This window comes from Gordonia sp. (in: high G+C Gram-positive bacteria) (genome assembly GCF_020438995.1).
Taxonomy (GTDB): Bacteria; Actinomycetota; Actinomycetes; order Mycobacteriales; family Mycobacteriaceae; genus Gordonia.
Map to the genome: position 1 here is coordinate 1 of NZ_JAGQTN010000279.1, position 5,988 is coordinate 5,988.

Consider the following 5,988-nt stretch of genomic DNA (forward strand, 5'->3'; position numbering starts at 1 on the left):
CCTTACCTCGATGCCATCGCCCGCGAGTTGAACGAACGTCCCCGTGCGGTGCTCGGTTTCTACACCCCACGAGAGAAATTTGAGGCGCTACTCAAGGCCAATGTTGCTTCCACGGCTTGACACTGCCGTGTACTGGGCGCCGCACTACCGCGACACCCGGTTGGTGGAAGTCCTGGCGTGGATTGTGGGAATGCTGCGTCGAAGACGCAGCAGCGTCACGACCGTGAGGCTTCGAGGCGAAGATGACAAGCTGCCCGTCGCCACCCTGATTGCGCAGTTGGTCGTTCTAGCTCTTGCGATCATATACGTAGTCTTTGCGATCGTCGGGAAACCGTCGTGGTGGGTATCGATTCTCGTCTGCCCGGTCGTCATGGCCGTGGCCCTTTTGATTCTCGCATGGTCGGGATACTGTGGGCTTCAAGCAATGTTGCGCTGCTTGGTGGTCTTCATTCCGACCGTCATTCCGACCGTCGTACTGACCTTCGTGGCCGCCGGAATCGGGATTGCGTGCATCGAAGACAAGTGCTTGCGCGCGGTACTCTATATCCTGGTTGTGCTGCTCGGTGCGCCGTTCGTTGTGGTGCCCGTTGTGGCGACTATATGGGGCGGAAAATTCCTCGCAATGTCACTTGGCGACGTCGCTCGATACTTCTCGACCAGCCCAGCCGTTATTCGTGAGAATGACAGCATCCGAGCCCAAGCCCGAAAACTGATCGAGGAGTTGCACGATCTGACTGTCGCCGACGTTTCCCAAGACGCGCAGAAGCGATTTCGGTACTCGCGCATCATCGTCGTCGGCCATAGTTTAGGTAGTGTGATTGCCTACGATGCGGTGCACTCCGCCTGGCGTGCACGTCACAACGATATTCCCGTCCCTAGTCGAAGATTCAATAGCACTCAGCAACGTGAGCTGTTAAAGGAACTCGAAAGTGCTTTCTACGAGCCCAAGGTTCAGGATGGGGCGCCAGCGCCACGCCCTGAAGAAGCGAAGCGATGGATCGTGTCGGATCTGATCACCTTGGCATGCCCACTGGCTCATGCTGAAGTTACGCTCGCTAGGTCGCCAGAGGACCTCGAGAAGCGATTCGCTGCCGGTGAACTGCTGTCGTCGAATCCTCCGGAACCGCCGTTCCCGGGTAACGATTACGAAGGCGAGGACAGGGAGGAGTTAGGTCTGTACCTGCGACGAAGCTCCAACAGTACGCGTCGACTATATCATCGCACGCTGTTCGCATTCACCCACTGGACCAACGTGTGGATCAGCCACGACATTGTCGGTGGACCATTGCCGTACCCCACGTCGCCGGGCTCTAAGAAGTGGAATAGTTTCGGTGACATGGTCAAGAATGAGCCCTGCGGAGGGTCGAATTGGATGTGGAACATGATCTTCCAATATCCGCACTCTTCGTACTTCACCCTGTCTGAGCGGTCCAAAGTCAAAGACCCGAGCAAGAAAAGCCTGGAAGCCATCCGCAATATTGTCGATCCGTCGCGTCGCGATAAATGAGCGTGATGGCGTCGACTATTGAGGGCTCCGGCCACAGCCGCACCGCAGCCCGACCGCGATCTCGGTCCGATCCACAGGCCATCCACCACATTTGATCCCGACCCAACCCGGTCTCACAATGGCGCTCAGTGCCATTGTCGAACCGGTGGTCGATCGGATACTGGAGTCGCTCGGCCTCGGACGTGGCGATTCGTACCTGGTTGAAGGGTTCCTTGCCTGGCGCACCTCAAACGCCGGGACGGATCACGGGAAGACCGATCTCTTCGGCTGCCCCGGCGAGGCGAATGTCATAGGTGACCAACGCATCGACGTCGAGACGTATCGATGCCGCCAGGTGCAGAGCGTCGAGGGATCGCAGAGACTGCCCGGGGAGTAGGCCAGCCGCGCGGTACAGACTCGGCGGAAGGTCGTGAATGTCGACTCGCGCGAGGATCGCAGACACGTCGGCCTGCGGGAGTTCATGCCGCCCCGCAAACCGTCGCAGCTCGGTCTCCAGGAGATGCGTCGCGACGAGGTCACCGCCGATCTTATCGGCCCACGGTCAAGTCCCAGGGAGTGGTGTAGCTCGGTGATTCCTTCTTGTTGAGATTTCTAGGCGGTGATTTCGGCTAGCGGTACGGGTTCGGTGGGTACCTCCGTTTGTGGGGTGGTGTCGGGATCGGTGGCGGCGCGGGCGCGGGCCAGGACGTCCAGGCCGAGGTAGCGTCGGCCTTCGGCCCATTCATCGGTTTGTTCGGCCAGCACGGCGCCGACCAGCCGGATGATGGCTTCGCGGTTGGGGAAGATCCCGACGGAGTCGGTGCGGCGCCGGATCTCGCGGTTGAGCCGTTCAGCGGGGTTGTTCGACCAGATCTGGACCCATACGTCCTTGGGGAACGCGGTTAAAGGCCAGGACGTCTGTGCGTGCGCCGCCGAGGTGTTCAGCCACCGGCGGTAGCCGCTCTTCGGTGTACTCGATGAGACGATCAAACTGTGCAGCAACAGATTTGGCGTCGGGCTGGTCGTAGACCGAGTGCAACATCGCTTTCACTGCCGGCCACATGCTCTTGGGGCACACATCCATCAGGTTCGCCGCGTAGTGGGTGCGGCAGCGCTGCCAGCCAGCACCGGGCAGGTTCGCCGCGATTGCCTCGACCAGACCTTTGTGGGCATCGGAGGTCACCAATCGCACGCCGGCCAGGCCGCGGGCGACCAGGTCGGCGAAGAAGGTGTTCCATGCCGCCCCGGTTTCGCTGGTGGCCACGTGCAGGCCCAGGACCTCGCGGTGCCCGTCAGCGTTGACGCCGGTAGCGATCATCGCAACCGCGCTGACCACTTGCTTGTTCTCCCGAACTTTCATCGTCAGCGCGTCGGCGGCAACGAACGTGAACGGCCCGGCGGTATCGAGGCGACGGTGCCGGAACGCGGCGACCTGCTCGTCGAGTTCTGCGGCCATCCGCGAGACCTGGGACTTTGACAGTGAGTCGATGCCCAGGGTCTTGACGAGTTTGTCCATCCGGCGGGTTGAGACCCCGGCCAGGTAGCAGTCGGCGACCACGGTGATCAACGCTGATTCGGCGCGTTTGCGTCGTTCGAGGAGCCATTCGGGGAAGTACGAACCGGACCGCAGTTTCGGGACGGCCACATCGATCGTGCCGACCCTGGTATCGAGGGGACGGTGCCGATACCCGTTGCGCTGGTTGCTGCGCTCGGTACTGCGCCGGCCCCATTCAGCCCCGCACACCGCGTCAGCCTCAGCCGAGAGCAGAGCGTTGATCATCGTTTGCAGCAGATCACGCATCAAGTCCGGCGATGCATCGGTCAGCGCTTGGCTCAGGACACCAGAAGGGTCGACAATGTGAGGTGCGGTCATCGTGTTGATCTCCATTCGAGGATTCTTTGGAAGGTTGACTCGAAAGATCACGCGGTGACCGCACCCACCTCCAGCAGCGACACGCCACTGGCATCAGGCCCGGTCACCAGGTTCTACACCACTCTATGGGGCACTACCCGGCCCACGCCGCCAGTGCGGCACTCTCGTCCTCTTTCTACCAGCAACTTGGCTGCTGCCGAGGTGTCGAGATAGTAGCGGCTCAACGATCTCCCCGAAGGTCGTTGATCGTCTCAGCGCTTGCTGTCGCAATCGTATGCCGACGCAACCCGGAGAACCCACCGTGAACCGCCGCCGGACGGTGCAGCGGCAGATCGGGACCCGCGTCCGCGATCGGCACCAAGCGAGCCACCGGTTTGCCGCGATTGGTGACGGTGTACGTCTCGCCGCTTTCAACGGCATGCAGAACCTCTCCGCTGCGATTACGCAGGTCACGATGACTGACGGTCGATGACATCCTACAAATTGTAGCGCGCGTAGCATCCCGCTTGTCGGATTTGTCCACAGCCCAGCTCGCTGAGCAACGCGGACCCCGTGGCACAGGTCCTGCCCGGGCGAAGCGGCCGGTCTCCCCTACGCGGGCGAGGTCATCGCCTGGCGTACCGTTTCCGAAGGAAACATACGTGGGAGGGCGCCCATGACCATTCTGACTATCCGCAATCTCAAGCCCGAAGTTCATCAGAAACTCCGTGAGCAGGCGGCGGTAAACGGCCGATCGATCGAGGCCGAGGCATGCGCGATTCTTGAGGCCGGTGTGGGCGCCCAGGCAATCAGCCTGGTCGAGGCGCTGCGTGGATTCGCCGACGACGCCGCCATGAACTCGCGTCACTGACAACTATCCTGGCGGGGTGCGTACGCGCTTGCAGCTGGGCCGGATTCCGGTCGAACCGACTCCGCTCGACGAGGACGTCGACGTGCGGGTCGGGCGGTTGCGGGAGATGGTGCGCGGCGGACGGATCACGGCGCTGACCGGTGCGGGGTTGTCGACTGATTCGGGTATTCCCGACTATCGGAGTCCTGGCGCACCGACGCGGACGCCGATGACGTTGCAGATGTTTCTGTCGTCGGATGAGTTTCGGCGGCACTATTGGGCGCGGAACCATCTGGGGTGGCGGCACATGGATTCGGCCAGGCCCAATGACGGTCATCTTGCACTGACACGGTTGCAGGGGCAGGGGCGGTTGACCGGGGTGATCACGCAGAACGTCGACATGTTGCATCTGAAGGCCGGCACTCGGCGCGTCGTCGAACTGCATGGGTGTTATGGCCGAGTCCGCTGTCTCGAATGTGGCGCGTTGTCGTCGCGGCAAGAACTGGCCGGCCGGCTTGAGGCGCTCAATCCCGGTTTCGCCGACAGGGTTGCGGGGCGTGGGGCGATCGAGGTGGCGCCGGATGCCGACACCACGCTCACCGACACCCGCGACTTCGTTGTTGCCGACTGCCGCAGGTGTGGTGGCATTCTCAAACCCGACATCGTCTACTTCGGGGAGAACGCCGCCAAAGAGATTGTTGATCAAGCATTTTCGCTGGTCGATGAGGGCGATGTGCTGCTGGTGGCGGGTTCGTCGCTGACGGTGACCAGTGGTCTGCGGTTCGTTCGCCACGCGCACCGCATCGGCAAGCCCGTCGTAATCGTCAATCGTGGTGTCACCCGGGCCGACTCGATCGCCGACCTCAAGATCGACCACTACTGTTCGCGGGTTCTCTCGGCCCTCGCCGAATCCGTGTGAAACATGGCGAACCACCAGGAGTAACCGGGCCGAAACCCGGACTCCCTAGCGTTGGCGAGCGTGATCCCGCACCCGTGCGGGATAGACGACGCCAGTGCCGGTCGCCGCATACAGGAGGTAGCTGTCCGGATGAGTGACACGGTTTTTCATAACGCACTGATCGTGCCCGTCGACGGTGTCCGCGACTGGTTCGAGGGCTGGCTGTCGGTCGACGAGAAAGGCATCATCACCGGGATCGGTTCAGGTACGGCGCCCACCGGTGCGGCGAACTACCGGGACCTCGGCGGTGCCTTGGTGGGGCCTGGATTCGTCTCGGCGCACAGCCACATCTTCACCGGCGGGATGCGCGGCACCGCGGCCTGCAGCCCCCTGTACGACTGGGTGTCGACGATGGGGCGAATGATGGTCGGCGCCGAGGCCGACACCCTGTACTGGCTCACGCTGTCCGGGGCGCTCGATCACATCTCCAACGGCATCACCTCGGTGTACAACTTCGCCCAATCGCGGGTGGTGTCGGTGTTCGACTACGAAACCTCCACCCTGCGCGCCGAGCGGGTGCACTCCCCCGAGTTCATCACCCGGCAGATCGACGGCATGGCCGATGCCGGGATCCGGTTCGTCACCAGCGTCCGCCTCGACGACGAACAGCTGCCCGAGGCAGATGCGTTCGACGCGTTCGGGGTGGCGATGGCACACCTGGACACCGTCGACCCACGATTGACCCTCGGTGGGTCGGTGTACGGGGCGGTGCAGTGGTCGTCAGCGGCGGTCACCGCCGAACGCGAGCACGAGATGATGACCCGGTACGGAGTCACTAACCAGGCCCATTTCGTGGAAACCGCCGAACAACTCGACATCCAGCAGAACAAGTTCGACTGGTA

6 protein-coding genes and 1 pseudogene are annotated in these 5,988 nt (G+C 62.3%); 4 read left to right on the top strand and 3 right to left on the bottom strand.

The genetic code is table 11. From position 1 onward, the window contains the following. The first annotated feature begins 127 nt into the window (after nt 1-127). Nucleotides 128-1,507: a hypothetical protein gene (locus KDB67_RS19915; protein WP_291019707.1), complete on the top strand. Its 1,380-nt coding sequence runs from the start codon at nt 128-130 to the stop codon at nt 1,505-1,507. Nucleotides 1,508-1,733: 226 nt separating this feature from the next. Here KDB67_RS19915 and KDB67_RS22430 read toward each other — a convergent pair whose 3' ends face one another. The 3 genes and pseudogenes from KDB67_RS22430 to KDB67_RS19930 form a co-directional block, all read right to left on the bottom strand. Next, nucleotides 1,734-2,033: a PIN domain-containing protein gene (locus KDB67_RS22430; RefSeq protein ID WP_366852631.1), complete on the bottom strand. Its 300-nt coding sequence runs from the start codon at nt 2,031-2,033 to the stop codon at nt 1,734-1,736. Between the two features lie 65 nt (nt 2,034-2,098). Then, nucleotides 2,099-3,359 (bottom strand): annotated as a pseudogene (locus KDB67_RS19925) (IS256 family transposase). Nucleotides 3,360-3,579: 220 nt separating this feature from the next. Beyond that, nucleotides 3,580-3,834: a type II toxin-antitoxin system prevent-host-death family antitoxin gene (locus KDB67_RS19930; RefSeq protein ID WP_291019712.1), complete on the bottom strand. Its 255-nt coding sequence runs from the start codon at nt 3,832-3,834 to the stop codon at nt 3,580-3,582. Between the two features lie 180 nt (nt 3,835-4,014). Here KDB67_RS19930 and KDB67_RS19935 point away from each other — a divergent pair, with 180 nt between their 5' ends. The 3 genes from KDB67_RS19935 to KDB67_RS19945 all read left to right on the top strand — a co-directional run. Further along, nucleotides 4,015-4,209, top strand: coding sequence for a hypothetical protein (locus KDB67_RS19935; RefSeq protein ID WP_291019714.1), 195 nt, complete (start codon nt 4,015-4,017; stop codon nt 4,207-4,209). Nucleotides 4,210-4,225: 16 nt separating this feature from the next. Further along, a complete protein-coding gene (locus KDB67_RS19940; protein WP_291019717.1) occupies nt 4,226-5,107 on the top strand; it encodes a Sir2 family NAD-dependent protein deacetylase in 882 nt (293 codons plus the stop codon). Between the two features lie 129 nt (nt 5,108-5,236). Beyond that, a partial coding sequence (locus KDB67_RS19945) for an amidohydrolase family protein (protein ID WP_291019720.1) occupies nt 5,237-5,988 on the top strand: 752 nt, incomplete at its 3' end.

Coding starts and splice junctions, on each gene's coding strand:
- KDB67_RS19930 (WP_291019712.1), bottom strand. CDS start 3,834: ATGTCATCGACCGTCAGTCATCGTGACCTGCGTAATCGCAGCGGAGAG.
- KDB67_RS19935 (WP_291019714.1), top strand. CDS start 4,015: ATGACCATTCTGACTATCCGCAATCTCAAGCCCGAAGTTCATCAGAAA.